Source organism: Mangrovibacter phragmitis, assembly GCF_001655675.1.
In the GTDB taxonomy this organism is placed as follows: Bacteria; Pseudomonadota; Gammaproteobacteria; order Enterobacterales; family Enterobacteriaceae; genus Mangrovibacter; species Mangrovibacter phragmitis.
In genome coordinates this window covers 18,808-36,309 of record NZ_LYRP01000001.1, presented here as the reverse complement: position 1 = coordinate 36,309, position 17,502 = coordinate 18,808, and the positions used below count along the sequence as shown (strand labels likewise).

The 17,502-nt window shown below is 46.8% G+C and carries 16 protein-coding genes; 11 read left to right on the top strand and 5 right to left on the bottom strand.

Annotated features, from left to right (window positions below; all coding sequences use genetic code 11):
• Positions 1-83: 83 nt before the first annotated feature.
• Positions 84-1,286 (bottom strand): ROK family protein, encoded by a 1,203-nt coding sequence (locus A9B99_RS00160; RefSeq protein ID WP_064593429.1) that lies wholly within the window; start codon positions 1,284-1,286, stop codon positions 84-86.
• Between the two features lie 114 nt (positions 1,287-1,400).
• On the opposite strand from A9B99_RS00160, the gene A9B99_RS00155 reads away from it, so the two are divergent.
• The 3 genes from A9B99_RS00155 (at position 1,401) to A9B99_RS00145 (ending at position 7,065) form a co-directional block, all read left to right on the top strand.
• Positions 1,401-4,676, top strand: coding sequence for a DUF5107 domain-containing protein (locus tag A9B99_RS00155; protein WP_064593427.1), 3,276 nt, complete (start codon positions 1,401-1,403; stop codon positions 4,674-4,676).
• 63 nt (positions 4,677-4,739) lie between these two features.
• Positions 4,740-6,188: a sugar porter family MFS transporter gene (locus A9B99_RS00150; protein WP_064593426.1), complete on the top strand. Its 1,449-nt coding sequence runs from the start codon at positions 4,740-4,742 to the stop codon at positions 6,186-6,188.
• A 13-nt stretch (positions 6,189-6,201) separates the two neighbouring features.
• A complete protein-coding gene (locus A9B99_RS00145) occupies positions 6,202-7,065 on the top strand; it encodes an aldose 1-epimerase (protein ID WP_064593424.1) in 864 nt (287 codons plus the stop codon).
• Between the two features lie 9 nt (positions 7,066-7,074).
• On the opposite strand, the gene A9B99_RS00140 is transcribed toward A9B99_RS00145, so the two are convergent.
• From A9B99_RS00140 to A9B99_RS00130, 3 genes are all read right to left on the bottom strand, one after another.
• Positions 7,075-8,535 (bottom strand): Cu(+)/Ag(+) sensor histidine kinase, encoded by a 1,461-nt coding sequence (locus tag A9B99_RS00140; protein ID WP_064593422.1) that lies wholly within the window; start codon positions 8,533-8,535, stop codon positions 7,075-7,077.
• Positions 8,525-9,208 (bottom strand): copper/silver response regulator transcription factor, encoded by a 684-nt coding sequence (locus A9B99_RS00135; protein WP_036113513.1) that lies wholly within the window; start codon positions 9,206-9,208, stop codon positions 8,525-8,527. The genes A9B99_RS00140 and A9B99_RS00135 overlap by 11 nt, the downstream gene beginning before the upstream one ends.
• Positions 9,209-9,394: 186 nt before the next feature.
• Complete coding sequence (locus tag A9B99_RS00130; protein ID WP_051691477.1) at positions 9,395-9,763, bottom strand: hypothetical protein; 369 nt, start codon at positions 9,761-9,763, stop codon at positions 9,395-9,397.
• Between the two features lie 441 nt (positions 9,764-10,204).
• Here A9B99_RS00130 and ssuE point away from each other — a divergent pair, with 441 nt between their 5' ends.
• From ssuE to ssuB, 5 genes are read left to right on the top strand one after another with little or no spacing between them, the layout of a single operon-like run.
• Complete coding sequence (ssuE, locus tag A9B99_RS00125) at positions 10,205-10,765, top strand: NADPH-dependent FMN reductase (RefSeq protein WP_064593420.1); 561 nt, start codon at positions 10,205-10,207, stop codon at positions 10,763-10,765.
• Between the two features lie 15 nt (positions 10,766-10,780).
• Positions 10,781-11,737, top strand: coding sequence for a sulfonate ABC transporter substrate-binding protein (locus A9B99_RS00120; protein WP_064593418.1), 957 nt, complete (start codon positions 10,781-10,783; stop codon positions 11,735-11,737).
• 16 nt (positions 11,738-11,753) lie between these two features.
• Positions 11,754-12,914: an FMNH2-dependent alkanesulfonate monooxygenase gene (ssuD, locus tag A9B99_RS00115; protein ID WP_064593415.1), complete on the top strand. Its 1,161-nt coding sequence runs from the start codon at positions 11,754-11,756 to the stop codon at positions 12,912-12,914.
• Positions 12,911-13,693 carry an aliphatic sulfonate ABC transporter permease SsuC gene (gene ssuC / locus A9B99_RS00110; protein ID WP_064593413.1) on the top strand — a complete coding sequence of 261 codons (783 nt, stop codon included), beginning with the start codon at positions 12,911-12,913 and terminating at the stop codon, positions 13,691-13,693. Before ssuD ends, ssuC begins: the two co-directional genes overlap by 4 nt.
• Complete coding sequence (ssuB, locus tag A9B99_RS00105) at positions 13,690-14,481, top strand: aliphatic sulfonates ABC transporter ATP-binding protein (protein ID WP_064593411.1); 792 nt, start codon at positions 13,690-13,692, stop codon at positions 14,479-14,481. The genes ssuC and ssuB overlap by 4 nt, the downstream gene beginning before the upstream one ends.
• A gap of 141 nt (positions 14,482-14,622) precedes the next feature.
• Here the strand turns inward: ssuB and cbl are convergent, their stop codons facing one another.
• Positions 14,623-15,576 (bottom strand): HTH-type transcriptional regulator Cbl, encoded by a 954-nt coding sequence (gene cbl / locus A9B99_RS00100; RefSeq protein WP_064593409.1) that lies wholly within the window; start codon positions 15,574-15,576, stop codon positions 14,623-14,625.
• Between the two features lie 314 nt (positions 15,577-15,890).
• Between cbl and modD the strand changes: the two genes are divergently transcribed.
• From modD to ydgU, 3 genes are all read left to right on the top strand, one after another.
• On the top strand, positions 15,891-16,721 hold the full coding sequence (modD, locus tag A9B99_RS00095) for a ModD protein (protein WP_064595405.1): 831 nt from the start codon (positions 15,891-15,893) through the stop codon (positions 16,719-16,721).
• Positions 16,722-16,877: 156 nt separating this feature from the next.
• Entirely contained in the window at positions 16,878-17,213 is a 336-nt protein-coding gene (gene asr, locus A9B99_RS00090; protein ID WP_064593407.1) for an acid resistance repetitive basic protein Asr, read from the top strand.
• 68 nt (positions 17,214-17,281) lie between these two features.
• Positions 17,282-17,365 (top strand): small membrane protein YdgU, encoded by an 84-nt coding sequence (ydgU, locus tag A9B99_RS24555; RefSeq protein WP_462677333.1) that lies wholly within the window; start codon positions 17,282-17,284, stop codon positions 17,363-17,365.
• Positions 17,366-17,502 lie beyond the last annotated feature (137 nt).

The window sequence follows — 17,502 nt, the reverse complement described above, 5'->3', positions numbered from 1 at the left end:
GATAACATATTACTAAAGCAACCCTGCTGATTGCCACTGAACATGCTCTATGTTACCAGCCCATATCCCACTAAAAAATCGAACTAACACTGAAATGAAGATAAATTCTCCTCAACATATAACCAGGCAATCCCCATGATTTGTTCCTGCCGGGTCAAACGCCCAAACTGAATACTTGTTTCGTTTCTTTTAACATTATTTTTGGGATCAAAAGGATTGCCATTCACATTCCGGGTAATCATTTCCAGCCATTCATTACCAAACTGGCAACTTGCGCCATAAAACCAAATCTGGTTAATATTTAATATATTAAGAAAATTATACAAGCTGAGCCCTATGGCATTTGCACCATCCTCAATAATTCCCCTGGTCACTGGATCTTTATTACGCCATAGTTCAGTCAATATATCTGTATTGATATTTTCAACCTCACCAGACGATAAGCCACAACTACGCTTCATGCTTATTCTTACCTGTTTTTTAATTGCGCTCAGTGAGGCTACTGTTTCAAGGCAACCATAACGACCACAACTACAGGCTTTACCATCCGGATCTACTATGGTATGGCCAATTTGGCCACTTCCATACAGACTACCGCGATAAATAGTATTATTAATAATAAATGATGAGCCAATACCATAATCGACATTAATTACACAAATATCTTTATTTTCATTATGACCTTGCCATTTTTCGGCTAATGCCAGCATAACACAGTCATTATCAACTATGACCGGGCATTTTAACCTGTTTTCAAGAATATATTTAACTTCAACAGATTCTCGCCACGGAGCCTGAGGCATATATTGTGAAACACCAGTTTCAGGATCTACCTGCCCATGCATTGCAATAGCAAGCCTGATCTTTTTATTGGGGAATTTTTTCTGGCAATCTATATACCTCTGCGCAATTACATCTAACAATACTGCCGGGCCAGGCATTGACACCCATTCACAGGTCAACTCACTGACAGGTACTATCTGATGATCAACTAACTGACTTTCAATTGTGGTTGGTGTCACGTTAAGACACAGTGTCATAGGGTTCGTTTCCGGGAGGAGATAACTACCACTACTAATTCCCCGGTTGCTCAGGTTCTTATCTGAATGAGAAAGCTGCCCCTCAACGATCAGTTCTTCCAATATATTGGTAACGGCTGGAATTGACAGGCCAGTGTTTTTTGCCACCTGCGACTTTGTGACTCTTTTTTCTCTCCAGACCAGAGACATAATGAGCTCTTTATTGAGTTGCCGCATTCTGAAGTTATTAAGCCCAACATGAATCATTCAGTAAACTCCCTTTAGTATAATCCGTGATCATTCAGGATTACGTACTAAAAAATTGTGTCTAGAGTGCAATTATACGATAGATAACTTACATTTTTTAGTGGAGAGTTAAAAATGTACAGCAAAGTCAGTGTCAAGCAAGAAACGATTACATTGCCTACATGGACTACTGATACAGAAGATCCTAATCCAATGTTTCTTGAAAAAAGGGTTTATCAGGGATCATCTGGTGCCGTATATCCTTATGGTGTGATTGATACGATCACCGGCAATTATGAAGAAAAAGAATATCAGGCTATCTGGATCGAAAATGATTTTATTCAGGTCATGCTCTTGCCTGAATTAGGGGGACGTATTCATCGCGCTTATGACAAAGTGATGCAGCGTGACTTTGTATACTATAACGAAGTTATCAAACCTGCTTTGGTTGGTTTGGTAGGCCCCTGGATTTCTGGCGGTATTGAATTTAACTGGCCGCAACACCACAGGCCAACAACGTTTATGCCTGTAGATGTAAATATCCAGCAGCATGACAGTGGTGCAGCAACTGTTTGGCTGGGTGAACTTGAGCCCATGCGTGGCTTACAGGTTATGACCGGTTTTAAGTTATATCCTGAAAAAGCGCTTATCGAAATCACTGGTAAGATATTTAACCCAAACTCGACACCGCGCCATTTCTTATGGTGGGCAAATCCGGCAGTTAAAGGTGGTGACGGCCACCAGAGTGTCTTTCCCCCGGATGTAACTGCTGTGTTTGACCATGGGCGCAGGGCTGTTTCCTCTTTCCCAATAGCACATGGTGAATATTATAAAGTTGATTATTCAGCTGGTGTGGACATCTCCCGCTATAAAAATATCCCGGTACCCACGTCCTATATGGCCGATAAGTCTGACTATGACTTTGTTGGCGCCTGGCATCATGGTGAGAATGGTGGTCTGTTACATATTGCTGACCATCATGTATCACCCGGAAAGAAACAATGGACCTGGGGATATGGCGACTTTGGCCAGGCATGGGATCGTAATCTCACCGATGAAAACGGCCCTTATATTGAATTAATGACCGGTGTATTTACCGATAACCAACCTGATTTTACCTGGCTTGCACCTTTTGAAGAGAAAGTATTTGTGCAGAATTTTCTGCCTTACAGCCAGTTGGGAACATTACAGAATGCCAGCACATCTGCCGCCATTAAACTTGAACGGGATAGTACCTCCATACAAATTGGGGTATATGCCATTGAGCCTTTACACCATGTAAAACTGGAGCTTCGGGGTGATAAACAAGTTTTGTGGAGCACCCCTCTGACGCTGGAACCAGCACAAGCATGGTTACAAAAGGTCAGTGAATTATATCCGGAACGCCTGACACTGGCACTGGTAGACGAAGATGGCCAGGATATTCTTTCTTACCTTGAACATATTCCCAAAGAGACGCCACTCCCTTCACCAGCAACTGCCCCTGCACTCCCTGCAGAGTTGAATAATTGTGATGAGCTGTTCTTCATTGGTCAGCATCTTGAGCAGTACCTCAATGCCAGCCGCTCTCCTTACGATTACTACCTGCGGGCACTGGATATTGACCCGTATGATTATCGCTGCAATGTTGCCCTGGCAACACTGGAATATAACCGGGCTAACTGGAAAGAAGCTGAAAGCTATGCAAAAAGTGCACTACAACGCGCGCACAAACTGAACAAAAACCCGCAATCAGGTGAAGCCAGCCATATTCTGGCTTGTGCTCAGGAGAAGCAAGGACGGCTGAAAGAGGCATATGACAATTATTTCAAATCCAGTTGGAGCGCCGACTGCCGTGATACAGCATTTTATCACCTGGCACGCCTTGAACTCATTGCTGGTAATAAAGCTAAAGCCCTTAGTTTCTGCAAGCAAAGCCTGCGCTTTAACGGCTCTAATAACCTGGCAATGGCACTTTGCGCCCTTCTTCAGGCGCAAACCGGGAAACAGGAATCCGCGCTGCAATATATTGACAGCAATCTGGTCGACTACCCACTGAGCTATGCGTTGCATTATGCCCATTACGCAATTACACAGAGCCCGGCGTCTCTGAATATGCTGGCGACAATTGCCAATGGCCGCGGGACTAATTCCTCGGTTCTCGCAGGCTGGCTGGTGACTCTGGGTATGTCAACAGAAGCGTTGTCTATTCTGGCGTTGCTGGATAACCAGGAAACCCTGCCATTACTCTGGCGTGCCGCATTAACACGGAACAGAGATGAACAGCACCAGCTTGTTACACGGGCAAAAAACAATTTTGCATTAAAAGTACGTTTCCCCAACCTTATTGAAGAAGTCAACATGCTGCATAACCTGCAGGATTACGGCTTTGCTCAATATTTACTGGGCTGTTTCCACTACAGTAAAAAGCGTTATGACGAGGCGGTAAGTTGCTGGTCATTCGCTGTTGAAAAAATGCCCGACTTTGCACCGGTCCACCGTTTGTTAGGCATATGGGCATGGAATAAACGCGGCGACTTTAAACAGGCAGAAGCTTCGTTGCAGCGGGCCATCGTTCTGGAACCCAACAATGCACGTCTGCTATTTGAACGCGATTATCTTTACAAAATTACCGGTCAAACCCCCACATTGCGATTACAGGCACTCAACGGGAAAATTGATGTTGCCTTGATGCGTGATGACCTTACAGCTGAGCTGTTGAATATGTGGAATATTCAGGGCGAGATAGCTCTTGCTGCAAAAACGCTGGCAGAGAGAGACTTCCACCCCTGGGAAGGGGGTGAAGGCCGAATAACCGGGCAGTATTTGATCAATAAGCAACGCCAGGCCATTGCCGCCATTCAGCAAGGGCAATTTAATGACGCACGCGAATTACTGACATCAGCATTAACCTATCCGTTAAATCTTGGCGAGGGACGTCTGGCAGGACAAAGTGATAATGATATCTGGTATCTACTGGGTTGGTGTGCTGAACAACAAGGGGAAACTCACCAGGCAGAAAGAGAGTATCAGGAAGCAATTAAAGGTGGCTCAAGCCTTGACGCAGGACGCTATTATAATGATCAACCCGTTGATTATCTGTTTTATCAGGCACTGGCTTTCAAAAAAACAGGCCAGCCACATAAAGCCGAGCAGATGTTCAGAAGCTTTATTAACTGGTCTGATAAACATTGCAATGATGAAGTGACAAGTGACTTCTTTGCTGTATCACTGCCAGATTTAGTTGTTCTGGATAGTGACCAGAAATCACTTCACTTACAGCATTGCCTGTTTGTCAGTGCTCTGGGGTATTTAGGGCTGAATGAACATGAGAAATTCAAACAAAGTATTACTAAACTTCTTGAAATAAACCCTGCTCATGACAAGGCGCATTTAATTAATATCGCCTGCGAAGCAAATATTTATAATTAATTACGAATAAGAGGGAGGCATCCCTCTTATTTCCACAATACAGTTAAATTCAGAGGAATGGATATGAAAAACGATCCACATCAGCTGCATATGGGTTATGTCTGGATGATATGTCTGGTCGCAGCCTGCGGCGGTTTATTATTCGGTTTTGACTGGGTGGTTGTTGGTGGCGCGAAGCCATTTTATGAAGCCTATTATTCGATTACTGACCCTGCCACTTCAGGATGGGCTATGAGCTCAGCACTGGTCGGCTGCGTTTTTGGCGCTATGAGTGCAGGCTGGCTGGCAGATAAATTCGGACGTAAAACTCCACTTATTTTATCTGCATTCCTGTTTACCGCTTCTGCAGTGGGTATCGCATTCTCAACACACTTCGATATCTTTATCGCCTTTCGTATTATTGGCGGATTAGGTATCGGTATCGCTTCAGCTATTAGTCCGCTGTATATTGCCGAAGTCAGTCCGGCAGAAAAACGCGGGCGTTTTGTCGCCATTAATCAGTTAACAATCGTTATTGGTGTACTGGCTGCGCAAATTGTTAATTTGCTTATTGCTCGCCCGGTGGAAACAGGGGCGACGCTGGTTGATATTCAGCAAAGCTGGAATGGGCAGCTTGGCTGGCGCTGGATGTTTGGTGCAGGCGTGGTACCCGCAATTGCGTTTCTGGTGCTGATGTTTCTGGTACCTGAGTCACCTCGTTGGCTGGTGCGTGCAGGAAAAGAACAAAGTGCCCGGAATATGCTTGCCAGAATAGGTGACCAGCACTATGCCGATGCAACATTCACAGAAATCAAAACGGCCACTACTCAGGCTCATGCAAATAACCAGCAAGTCCATTTGCGTTCCCTGCTTGATAAAAATGTCCGCCCTGTTCTGTTTATTGGCATGGTAATAGCTGTCTTTCAGCAGTGGTGTGGCATTAATGTCATATTCAATTATGCACAGGAAATATTTGCGTCTGCTGGTTTTGATATTAACAGTACACTGAAATCTATTGTGGCTACCGGGCTCATTAATCTGATCTTCACTATCATTGCCTTACCCCTGGTAGATAAAGTCGGGCGCAGAAAATTAATGTTGATTGGCGCTGGTGGGTTGACGGTGATTTATGCCGCGATTGCCACAGCCTATGCTACAGGAACCATGGGCCTGCCTGTGCTGCTACTAGTTCTGGCTGCTATCGCTGTTTATGCGCTGACACTGGCACCAGTAACATGGGTATTATTGTCTGAAATATTTCCAGCCAGGGTGCGCGGCCTTGCTATGTCGGTAGGAACACTTGCTTTGTGGGTTGCCTGCTTTGTATTGACGTACACGTTCCCGTTACTTAATGCAGGGTTGGGAGCAGCTGGCAGTTTCTTGTTATATGGCGTGATCTGTGCAATGGGTTTTGTCTTTATATTCCGGAAAATCCCTGAAACTAAAGGTGTATCACTGGAAGTCCTCGAGCAAAAAATGTTGAGCGCCACAGTAAAGTCGGTGCCTTTTGAAACGAAAAAACACTCAGTCTGACAGTCTGGTGATAATGGCTAATTATACTATTGAAAATCCGTGCCTGCGGGCACGGATAACTGATAACGGCGCATGCCTGTTAAGTCTTGAATGCCTGGGTAATGGCGGGCATATTCTCCGGCAATGGTTGGTAAAAGACATATGGCATCCTGCTGAGTCCGCAATGTTTCCTATGTTACCCTTTGCAAACAGAATCGCGGGTAATTGTTTTTCTGTGAGCGATAAGATATACACACTTCCCCAATCGCCATTCAATGATCCCTACTATCTTCATGGTAATGGGTGGTTAACTCAGTGGCGTTTATTAGAAATAAAAGACAGCTATATTATTTTGCGTTCACAACCAGCTCCAATAGGTATCTATTATTATATTGCCGACATTGAGTATCGTCTAATAGATAATCAATTCACAGCAAAAATCACGCTGATCCACCTTGGCAAACAGCCAGCACCATATGGCGCGGGTTTCCACCCATTCTTTCAAACATCTCTGGATGATACAGTGCAATTTTCATCAACCGGATATTGGTCAGAAAATGAATTCCATTTAGCCGATGAATGGCATGAAGAGATTCCCGGATATATGAATTTTTCTCAACCCAGGGTGCCATCTGCCAAATGGATAAATAATTGCTACTCTGGGTGGAATGGCGTGGCACAAATAACAAACCGACTCAGAAAAATCACTCTCAGCAGTGATTTACCCTGGCTAATGGTTTACCAGAATGGAAATGACAACTTTGTATGCCTTGAACCGCAGTCACATCAGGTAAATGCACATAATATTCCAGGCAGGCCGGGGTTACGCATGCTTAAACAAGGAGACTCCTACAGTATTGATATGTCGATTAAAATAGTGGCGTTACCTCAGTATTGAAATGCGTCGCTACATCCGGGGAATCGATATAATGAAACGTGTTGAAACTGCATCGGATTCGACACGGATTTGACCATGATGTAATGCCACTATTGATTTAACTATTGCCAACCCGATCCCACTCCCTTCACCTTTTCTTTGCCTGGACGGGTCTACACGATAGAAGCGATCAAACAACCGTGGCAGATGTTCCTCTGGTATGGGAGCGCCTGGGTTTTCAACAGTGAGCTCGAAATTGTGCTCGCGCTCTAGTACCGATACCGTAATAACTCTTCCTTCTGGAGTATATCGCAAAGCATTCGACAGAAGATTGTTGAGCACTCTACGGTACATCAGTGGGTCTCCGGTGATAAGGCATGATCGCCCGTTAAATAGTAGTGCTACATTGCGGTCTTCTGCCCATGCTTCGAAGAAGTCAAAAACCTTGCCGACCTCTACACTGAGGTCAAATATCACCATTTCTGAAAGTAACTGGTGGTTATCAGCCTGTGCCAGGAACAGCATATCGCTGACCATTTTGGTCATTCTGTTGTATTCTTCCAGGCTGGAATAAAGTACATCCTCCAGTTCCTTCTGGGTTCGGCTCTGGCTAAGTGCGATTTCAGTTTGTGTAACCAGATTGGTTATCGGTGTCCTGATTTCGTGCGCAATATCGGCAGAAAAATTAGCCTGCCGGTTAAACACATCTTCAATTTTAGCAATCATGTAATTAAACGAAATCACTAACTGTTCCAGTTCAATTGGAACGCGAGATGAATCCAGTCGCTCATCAAGCTTATCGGAAGTGATGTTCTTAATGGTATTACTTACCTTTCTTAGAGGTTGATGCCCTTGTCTCACCGCGAAGTGGATTATAAAAATAATCACAAGGCTTATCACAATGGCAATAGCCACTAGTTTCTTCTTCAACGCATCAAGATAATGGAGGTGAAAGTTAATTGAGAGCCCAATAATCAGCTGATAACTCTGTTGTTTTCCTCCAAATGATGCCTGACCCGAAGCAACAATAACCCGGTATGTTTGATTATTTATTAGGGGGGACTGGTTACCAGTTATCGAATTAACCTCTGCTTTCCAGAGGAACACATCCCCACTGTTCAGGTCACTATTCAGGTGGGAAAGAAAACTGGCATCTTCTTTGGCAAGGTGGAGTTTAGAACCCTGTGGAGAACTGAATAACGTTTCTCCATGTGAATTTTCTATCAATACCGAAATATCCCGGTAGCCCGCGATCAAATCCTGTAGTTGTTTTACCCTCTGTGGTTCCTGCGCTGCTGGTGAATGCAGTATTTCATTGATCCTGGTGCTGAATTGCTGGAGGTCATTAACATCCTGCTGTGCAAAATGGTCCTCAACGGAATGCAGCATTATCCATGTGAAAGTAATAAACCCCAAAATAGTCGACAAGCTGATGAAGAACGTCAACCTCAGAGCCAGCGAAAACGGCCGGCCGGGTAAATTAATATTCATCCGGGGTCTCCAGGGCATATCCCACCCCACGCACTGTCTGAATTAGTTTTAGTTCGTAGTCATTATCAATTTTGGCCCGCAGGCGCTTTACAGCGACATCAATCGCATTGGTATCGCTGTCGAAGTTCATGTCCCACACCTGAGAGGCAATCAGGGAACGCGGAAGCACTTCACCTTTATGGCGAATAAAAAACTCCAGCAAGCTAAACTCCTTGCTTGTTAACAGAATTCGATTGCCCGCCCGGCTTACTTTTCTGGACACAAGGTCAACCATCAGGTCTGCTACCTTAAACTGGCTTTCAGGGATGACTGTATTACCACGGCGGAGCAGTGTTCTGACACGTGCAAGAAGTTCGGCAAATGCAAAAGGCTTGATCAAATAGTCATCAGCGCCAAGTTCAAGCCCCTTGACCCGGTGTTCTACAGTACCAAGGGCTGTTAACAGCAAGATTGGTAATCCTTTTCCAGCTGAACGCAGCATGCGAACCACATCCCAGCCATTCACGTCAGGAAGCATAATATCTAAAATTAAAAGATCATATTCTGCCGTATTCGCAAGGTGATAGCCTGTTAAGCCATTGTCGGTAAGATCTACTACAAATCCTGCTTCAGTCAGCCCCTTGCACAAATATTCGCCTGTTTTTTTTTCATCTTCTACGATGAGTATTTTCATCAACTGCTCCCTCTGTTTTATATATACCAGATAAAATCCGGCAAAAAGTTGGGTATCCTTGTCGCAATGACATCGCAAACAGCCTTATGTCTGTTTTGGTCTGAAACAGAATTGGGCACCAGAACAGTACCCAACACAGATAAAATTGCAGGTAATTTAACCCTGATACTCACTGGCGCAGACGTTTTAAATAGAGTCACCGGATTTTTGCATCATCTGCAAATGTTTTTCTGATGCCCGCATATGTGGGCCTGATTCCCCATTATGTGTGAACTTATGCATAATGGCGGCACGTTCATGTTCGTTCAGTGAGGAAAATGGTTTTGTCCCGTTTCCATCTTCTGTGGTGTGTGATACCTGCGTCTCCATCATTTTGTTGTGCCATTCATTTTTCCCAGGCCTACTACTCATATCACAGTTGACCATTGATTCATGTTCAGGCTGGGCCTGGTGGTGCGCTGTATCACTTATTTCAGTGAGATGCTGTGGTTCAGCAGCCCAAACCGATGCCATTGTTCCAAAAGAAACTACGATAGCCAAAGCAATTTTTTTCATAACAGTTACTCCATGATATTTAGTGGTTTCTGTAAATCAGTTGGTGTTATCAACTGAATAATCTCTGTATGAAACTCACTTTACAGGGGTAACACTGTTGGGCTGGTGACGCATTGATGACAAACTTGTCATAATGCAAAGACTAACGAAATTAGCAGTATGCGCACGCCTTATCTATTTTTTAAAACGCAAGTTTCCTGCACCTGGTCTGATAAGAAAGTTGCTCACTCTTTCGGCATTAACACCTGTTTTTCCATGGTACAAACAGTAAGTGCATTGTTCAGTACGCACTATGGCTATTACTACGGCTTAGTGCTTTAGCTATTTTTTAGCTTTGTATTCCAGAAATAGTTATTTCTGTCCTTCCAGGCAACCTGCCACACTCATCCAACTTGTTATTAATAAGTAAAAATAAATAACTTTTTGTTATAAGGAGTTGCTATGCGTGTTTTAACACTCGCGGGAAGCCCGCATTACCCTTCCCGTTCCACCGCGCTGCTCAGCCGTGCCGGGCAATGGCTGGAAAACCAGGGGATTGAAGTTCTGCCGTGGCACATCAACAACCTGCCACATGAAGATCTTTTTACTGCAAGGTTCGACAGCCCGGCTCTTGCCACGTTCACCTCACAACTTGCCAGCGCAGATGGGCTTATCATCGCAACCCCTATCTACAAGGCTTCATTTACAGGCGTACTGAAAACACTTCTTGATTTGCTTGGGGAACGGGCACTGGAACACAAAGTGGTGTTACCACTGGCAACAGCAGGTTCTCTGGCACACATGCTGGCAGTGGATTACAGCCTAAAACCCGTACTTTGCGCACTCAAAGCACAAGAGATCCTGCACAGCGTCTTCGCAGAAGACAGCCAAATATCCATAGATGCACATTCAACGCTGTTCTCTTCTGCATTGGAAAAACGCTTACTCACTGCCCTGGAGAACTTCACTGAAGCACTGAGTCGCCATCATCACCCAAATACACTGATGCGCCAAACGGCCTGATTTAAGGAGCACACGATGTTTTCAAGGAGTAAACAATTCACCGCCACTGTGCTGATAAGCCTGCTGAGCATCGCGTCAGCGGTATTTGCCGCAGATACCCCGGCACAATTACGTATTGGTTACCAAAAAGGATCTGTTGCGCTGGTCATGGCAAAAAGTGAGCAGTTGCTGGAGAAAAAATTCCCGCAAACCACTATTACATGGACAGAATTCCCCGCCGGGCCACAAATGCTGGAGGCGCTGAATGTAGGCAGCATTGATCTTGCCAGTACAGGTGAAGTGCCGCCAATTTTTGCCCAGGCAGCAGGAGGCAGCCTTGTCTATGTAGGGTCAGAGCCACCAAAACCCAAAGCAGAAGTGATATTGGTGGCAAAAAACAGCGCCATTAAGAGTGTTACAGAATTGAAAGGCCGCAAAGTGGCTTTCCAGAAAGGGTCCAGCGCACATAACTTATTGCTGTTGCAACTGCAAAAGGCCGGGTTGAAATTCAGCGACATCCGTCCGGTATATCTCACACCGGCCGATGCCCGTGCGGCTTTTGTACAGGGTGATGTTGATGCATGGGCAATCTGGGATCCGTACTATTCCGCCGCGCTGTTGCAGGGTAATGCCAGAGTGCTGGCCGATGGCAGCAACATCAGCAGAGCCGGTTCTTTTTATCTGGCTGCCCACAGCTTTGCCGAACAACACAGCCCTTTTCTCAGGCAAGTTCTGCAGGTTTTAACTCAGGCCGAGGCGCTGACCCGTACTCAACGATCCCGGAGTATTACTCTGCTGGCAAAGAATCTGGGGTTACCTGAAAAGGTCATTGCCAGTTATCTCGACCACCGACCTGAAATAACTATCACGCCTGTCGATGAGGCAACACTGAAAGCACAGCAGAAAACGGCAGACCTTTTTTATCAAAACCATTTGATACCCGTCCCGGTTGATGTTGCCAGCCATATCTGGCACTTCCCGTCAGCCCAATAAATACAGGAGATGTACCATGAGTCTGAATATTTTCTGGTTCCTGCCAACTCACGGTGATGGCCATTACCTTGCCAGTGACGAATCTGCGCGCGTTGTTGACCACGCATACCTGCAACAAATTGCTCAGGCTGCTGATCACCTTGGTTTTGGTGGAGTATTGATCCCGACAGGCCGCTCATGCGAAGACTCCTGGCTGGTAGCATCGTCACTCATTCCGGTCACACGCAGGCTACGTTTCCTTGTTGCCCTGCGCCCCGGCGTGGTTTCGCCCACCCTTGCCGCGCGGCAGGCGGCCACCCTGGACAGGCTGTCCAATGGGCGTGCGTTATTTAACCTTGTTACCGGGGGGAATCCTGACGAACTGGCAGCAGAAGGCGTATTCCTTAACCATGATGAACGCTATGAAGCCTCAGCGGAATTCACGCGGGTATGGCGACGCTTATTGTCTGGTGAACAGGTAGATTTTGAAGGGAAGCATATCAAAGTTAAGGGGGCAAAACTGCTCTACCCGCCGGTACAGCAACCTTATCCGCCACTCTATTTTGGTGGTTCGTCTGATGCGGCACAGGATCTTGCCGCAGAACAGGTTGATCTCTACCTCACCTGGGGTGAACCACCAGAGCTGGTCAAAGAGAAGCTGGCACAGGTGCGTGAAAAAGCAGCTGCACTTGGCCGGACAGTACGTTTTGGTATTCGCTTACACGTCATTGTTCGTGAAACAAACGAAGAAGCCTGGCAGGCAGCCGATCGCCTTATTTCACGGCTTGATGATGAAACCCTTGCCAAAGCGCAGGAATCGCTCAACCGCTTTGACTCTGTTGGGCAAAGACGCATGGCGCAGTTACACAATGGGAAACGCGAAAACCTTGAGATAAGCCCAAATCTTTGGGCTGGTATTGGGCTGGTTCGCAGTGGTGCTGGAACGGCGCTGGTCGGTGACCCGCAAACAGTCGCACTACGTATAAAGGAATATGCCAGCCTGGGGATAGATACCTTTGTGCTTTCTGGTTATCCGCACCTTGAAGAAGCGTGGCGCGTTGGCGAGTTATTATTCCCACTACTGGATGTTGCCGTTCCTGAAACACCGGCGCAACGAAGGCTGTCTGCCCAGGGAGAAATTATCGGCAATGAATTTGTGCCACACAAAACAGCACAGGCCCAGAGGGATAACCGATGAAAAAAGTTACCCGGGCGATACAGCCCTGGTTAGTTCCCTTTGCGCTTGTTGCTCTGTGGCAAGTCGCAGCACAAACCGGCTGGATATCCTCACGGATATTTCCTTCACCAGAAGCTGTAATCCGCGCGTTCTGGCGGCTTACTGTTGATGGGGAGTTATTTCACAACCTGAGTATCAGCACATGGCGCGCGCTGTCTGGTTTCACTATTGGTGGCTCTGCTGGGTTATTACTCGGGATAATCACAGGGTTGTCGCCACTTGGCGAACGGCTGTTTGATACATCCATTCAGATGCTACGGAATATTCCTCACCTGGCACTTATTCCACTGGTAATACTGTGGTTTGGCATTGATGAAACAGCCAAAATTTTCCTGGTGGCGTTGGGCAGTCTGTTTCCGGTTTACCTGAATACATACCACGGGATTCGCAATATTGACCGCGGGTTACTGGAGATGGCGCGCAGCTATGGGCTAAATGGATTTAGCCTGTTCTGGCAAGTGATACTGCCAGGCGCGCTTCCCGCCATTATGGTGGGGATACGCTTCTCATTGGGGCTGATGTGGCTGACATTGATTGTGGCAGAAACCATTTCTTCCAGTGCTGGCATCGGGTATCTGGCCATGAACGCACGCGAATTTTTGCAAACGGACGTGGTTGTCGTCGCCATTATTCTCTATGCACTGCTGGGAAAACTGGCAGACAGCATTGCACTATTTCTTGAGCATATCTGGCTGCGCTGGCACCCGGCATTCCAGCCTGAAACAGGAGAAACCGCATGACTGACCTTAACTCTTCGCGGCCCGCGCGTTTGAATACCGGGCTTCCCCTGGTTCTGGATGGTGTCAGCAAGCAGTACGGAACACGAACTATTCTGGACACCATTGATTTGCACATTCCTGCCGGGCAGTTTGTCGCTATTGTGGGCCGTAGCGGTTGCGGTAAAAGTACCCTGCTTCGCCTGCTCGCCGGGCTGGAAGCGGTATCCAGCGGCGAATTGCGTGCAGGAGGCATGCCACTGCGCCAGACACAACAGGATATCCGGATGATGTTTCAGGAAGCTCGCCTGTTACCCTGGAAGAGCGTTCTCAATAATGTTGGGATCGGGCTTAAAGGCGACTGGCATGATACAGCGGGTAAAGCATTGAAAGCGGTGGGGCTGGAATCAAGAGGTACAGAATGGCCGTCTGCTCTCTCGGGTGGGCAAAAACAGCGTGTTGCACTGGCGCGAGCCCTCATCCACCAGCCTGGCCTGCTGTTACTGGATGAACCCCTGGGCGCACTGGATGCGTTAACCCGCATTGAAATGCAGGCGCTTATCACGTCGCTATGGCAAAAACAGGGGTTCACTGTGTTGCTGGTTACACATGATGTGTCAGAAGCCGTCACGATGGCTGACCGGGTATTACTTGTTGAAGAAGGCCGCATTGGGCTTGATTTAATGATTGATTTACCTCACCCGAGGAGACGGGGTTCGGCTAAACTGGCCGACCTTGAGGCCAGTGTGCTGGACCGTATTCTCATCCCCTCCAGCAACGATACATTTCCACGCACCTTATCAATGCCCTGATTACCGGCAGTTATTCAGCGGGCCAACCCTCTGATTGCCTGTTGCTAAAAACATGCATCACACATGCCGTGCCCAAAGTAAACAATTGAGCACGGCATACCTCACAATAAAGTAAAGCAAGAAACGGGTTCTTCTCTGCCATCATATTTCAAAGTTAAGTTCACTGCCCGGCTCTGGAGCAAAAACGCTGGCCTTTACAGCTTCAGGCGCCAGTTCCTGATTGCACAACTGTATAAATTTCCAAATATAATCTCGCTGTAATTGCCCGCGTTTCAGGCCCAGCCATACAGTATTAGCTTCAAATAAATGTTCTGCATTCAGTTTAATCAGGCCATGATCCCGCTCCGGGTTGCAGGACATATCCGCCACAATCCCCACACCCAATCCCAATTCCACATAGGTTTTGATAACGTCAGAGTCTTGTGCGCTAATCACTATTTGTGGTGCCAGCCCGGCAGCCATAAATGCATTATCAATACGCGAGCGCCCTGTTATTCCCTGGCGGTAAGTTATCATTGGATGAGCATTTAGTGCACCCAGTGTGATAACGGATTCTTGAGCCAGTACATGATTCTCCGGTACTAAAATAGCATGGTGCCAACGGTAATATGGGAATGCTGCCAGTGAGGGCGCATTCATCAGCCGTTCTGTTGCAATACCAATATCTGCTTCACCAGACTCCAGCATCGCAACGATTTCTTCCGGAGTTCCCTGATTAAGGGCCAACTGTACGCCAGGGTAAAGTGCGCGAAATTCTTTAATTACCGAAGGCAGGCTGTAACGCGCCTGAGTGTGAGTGGTCGCGATAACCAACTGCCCACTATCGTGACTGCTGAATATATTTGCCAGTTTGCGAATATGCCCGGCATCATTAAGAATTCGCCCGGCAATCGCCAGAAGCTCTTTACCCGGATCAGTCATGTGCAATAAGCGCTTGCCACGCCGGACAAATAACGCAATACCCAGTTCTTCTTCCAGTTCACGAATATGGCGGCTGACACCCGACTGCGAGGTATAGAGTCGGTTAGCAACCTCTGTCAGGTTGTAATTGCAGCGGGCCGCTTCACGAATAATACGTAGTTGTTGAAAATTCACTGGTTACCCTGCCGTAATTGCCTCGATTAAATCTATTGAGACAAATTAATGCAGGCCCAGCAAATACATAAACGCTTTATTTTATGCCGGAAATATATAAGCATGCCTGGCGCGGAGCACATGGTTTTTCTTTCCTGTATTCTTGCTCTGCTTGCCAGTAAAGCATACTACTTCATGATTCCCTGCCAGCCAGACAATATAATGCTGGTGATATCGCCCCAATATCATTCAGCGCACAATACTTACCATTGCCACATCGCAGAAAGAGCGTCATGATGTCTCTGAACATTTCCCATACAAAACGAGAGGTTTTTATGGACAGAGTTCTCAGCGACGAATCAATCCTGCAGTTATTACATGACGATGCCCCATGGGGTGACCTGACAACTTCATTATTGATTCCGGCAACAGTGTCTGCTCGCGTTGAATTCCGGGCTCGCTTCCCCATGACATTGTGCGCCACAGAAGAAGCCGCACGCATGTTCGAGTTAAAAGGTGCCTCACTGGTTTTTTTACAACCATCAGGTTCACAACTGGCTCCGGGAGACCCAATCCTCAGTGTATCCGGCCGTGCTCAAACGCTGCTTACGGTGTGGAAATCCGCTCAGGTTATAGTGGAATGGGCCAGCGGGATAGCCAGCGCCGCCAGAGCAATGGTGGATGGCGCTCAGGGCATTCCGGTTGCCTGTACGCGTAAACAAGTGCCCGGCACGAAAGCCCTTTCCATAAAAGCGGTACACGCTGGCGGTGCCGTAATGCACCGGTGTGGCGTATCAGAAAGTATCCTGGTGTTTGCCGAACACCGGCAGTTTTTTCATACCTGTTCCGGAAAGACGCTTTTTCAGCTTAAACAGCGTGCGCCTGAGCACCGTGCAATTGTAGAAGTACATGATATTGAAGATGCCATGCACTGGGCGCAGTCGGGTGCCGAAATATTACAACTGGATAAATTCAGCCCGTCTGATATTCGCCTGTGTAAAACACATATTGAGAAGGCAGGACTGGCAACCCGTTTGGGAATAGCGGGGGGTATTAATCCGGGTAATATCCACGAGTTCGTTGCAGCAGGTGCCGATTTTATCGTTACGTCATGGCCCTACTACGCCAGCCCCAAAGATGTACAGGTTAATTTTATTGCCCAATAAACGCATGAAAATAACATCTTGATTTTATACATAAACTCAACACATGTACAAAGCGTTACATACCGATACCTTTGACTCACGGAAAACCGGCATTCGGGTACTTATAGTAATTATCACCCCACTATCGGGGTCACTGAAGTTACTGAGGGTACTGAGATGAATAAAGTTCTGGCACTGGTTGTTGCTGCCGCTATGGGTATTTCTTCTGCCGCTTTTGCTGCTGAAACGACAGCTGCACCCGCAACCCCTGCTGCCACAACTGCGGCAGCGCCTGTTGCAACGGCATCCCACAAAAAAGTTATGCACAAAAAACATAAAAAAGCCGCTACTACACAGAAAGCGCAGGCCGCCAAAAAACACCACAAAAAAGTGGTGAAGAAACACGAAGCCACTGCACCGGTTGCACAGAAAGCGCAGGCTGCTCAAAAGCACCACAAGAAAGTGGTGAAAAAGCACGAAGCCACTAAACCGGCTGTAAAACCTGCTGCCTGATTCCCGCATTCCTGCCATTTTTATCTACTTACACCCGGTTTACACCGGGTGTTTTTTGGAGGTACTGGATGTTGAGCCGCTACAGGTTTGAAATCATCCTCACCTGCCTGGTTATCTGCGCAGTCATTACCGCTTGCCTTTATATTTTTTAACCACTCTGCATTATTGTTTTTAATCATTAAATATCAATAAATTACATCATTTATATTTTGTACATACCGTTACATACCGATACCATTCACATACTGAAGCGCCGCTATTTCCCTCGTATAGTGCTTTCAACGGCCCC

Coding starts and splice junctions, on each gene's coding strand:
- A9B99_RS00150 (WP_064593426.1), top strand. CDS start 4,740: ATGAAAAACGATCCACATCAGCTGCATATGGGTTATGTCTGGATGATA.
- A9B99_RS00140 (WP_064593422.1), bottom strand. CDS start 8,535: ATGAATATTAATTTACCCGGCCGGCCGTTTTCGCTGGCTCTGAGGTTG.
- ssuD (WP_064593415.1), top strand. CDS start 11,754: ATGAGTCTGAATATTTTCTGGTTCCTGCCAACTCACGGTGATGGCCAT.
- A9B99_RS00155 (WP_064593427.1), top strand. CDS start 1,401: ATGTACAGCAAAGTCAGTGTCAAGCAAGAAACGATTACATTGCCTACA.
- A9B99_RS00160 (WP_064593429.1), bottom strand. CDS start 1,286: ATGATTCATGTTGGGCTTAATAACTTCAGAATGCGGCAACTCAATAAA.
- ssuC (WP_064593413.1), top strand. CDS start 12,911: ATGAAAAAAGTTACCCGGGCGATACAGCCCTGGTTAGTTCCCTTTGCG.
- ssuB (WP_064593411.1), top strand. CDS start 13,690: ATGACTGACCTTAACTCTTCGCGGCCCGCGCGTTTGAATACCGGGCTT.
- asr (WP_064593407.1), top strand. CDS start 16,878: ATGAATAAAGTTCTGGCACTGGTTGTTGCTGCCGCTATGGGTATTTCT.
- modD (WP_064595405.1), top strand. CDS start 15,891: ATGGACAGAGTTCTCAGCGACGAATCAATCCTGCAGTTATTACATGAC.
- ydgU (WP_462677333.1), top strand. CDS start 17,282: ATGTTGAGCCGCTACAGGTTTGAAATCATCCTCACCTGCCTGGTTATC.
- ssuE (WP_064593420.1), top strand. CDS start 10,205: ATGCGTGTTTTAACACTCGCGGGAAGCCCGCATTACCCTTCCCGTTCC.
- A9B99_RS00130 (WP_051691477.1), bottom strand. CDS start 9,763: ATGAAAAAAATTGCTTTGGCTATCGTAGTTTCTTTTGGAACAATGGCA.
- A9B99_RS00120 (WP_064593418.1), top strand. CDS start 10,781: ATGTTTTCAAGGAGTAAACAATTCACCGCCACTGTGCTGATAAGCCTG.
- A9B99_RS00145 (WP_064593424.1), top strand. CDS start 6,202: ATGGCTAATTATACTATTGAAAATCCGTGCCTGCGGGCACGGATAACT.
- A9B99_RS00135 (WP_036113513.1), bottom strand. CDS start 9,208: ATGAAAATACTCATCGTAGAAGATGAAAAAAAAACAGGCGAATATTTG.